The 512-nt window shown below is 56.1% G+C and carries 1 pseudogene; it reads right to left on the bottom strand.

The window, feature by feature from the left end:
• Window positions 1-140 precede the first annotated feature (140 nt).
• Window positions 141-512, bottom strand: a pseudogene (locus DIE06_RS38765) (hypothetical protein); the annotation flags it as partial.

Genomic DNA, 512 nt, shown 5'->3' with positions numbered 1-512 from the left:
GTCGCCAGAAGATATGAGGTGATCGACCGGTCAAACGTGCCTGGATCAAAAATAGCCTTGCGGGCTGGAGAACATCCCTCCGAGCTAGTCGGCATTTGGGGGGGATTACTGGTAGCGTGCAATGCCTTACGCAGAGCGGATCATCTGTGTTGGCCGCCGGGCTGCTTGCAGATCAACCGCAGTGCTTCGATCGAGCGACTTATCTTGAAGCGACCAATTGCCGTGACTTCCTCGCGTGTCATGTCCATGATGCTGCTGCCAGCAGAGGCTCGACTCTCGACGAACAGTTCGTGCAACCTGCTGCGCAACGCCATGCGCTTGTCATGCCCCGGCTGGATTGGCTTCCAACGTGATGCTTGCGCCGGGGTCCCCGAAAACTCTTGTATAAAAACTTTTGGGCCCGTAAAGTTCACGTCATGGTACTCATCGTTCGTATTATTTGACCAATGAGTACGTATCGCGCAGCGGGAGGGGCGACCGCTGGAAGAACGGCTCTTGGAGACGGTGACTCG

Origin of the sequence: Burkholderia sp. Bp8998 (assembly GCF_003854235.1) — a bacterium.
Lineage (GTDB): Bacteria > Pseudomonadota > Gammaproteobacteria > Burkholderiales > Burkholderiaceae > Burkholderia.
This window is presented reverse-complemented; position numbering and strand designations above follow the sequence as displayed.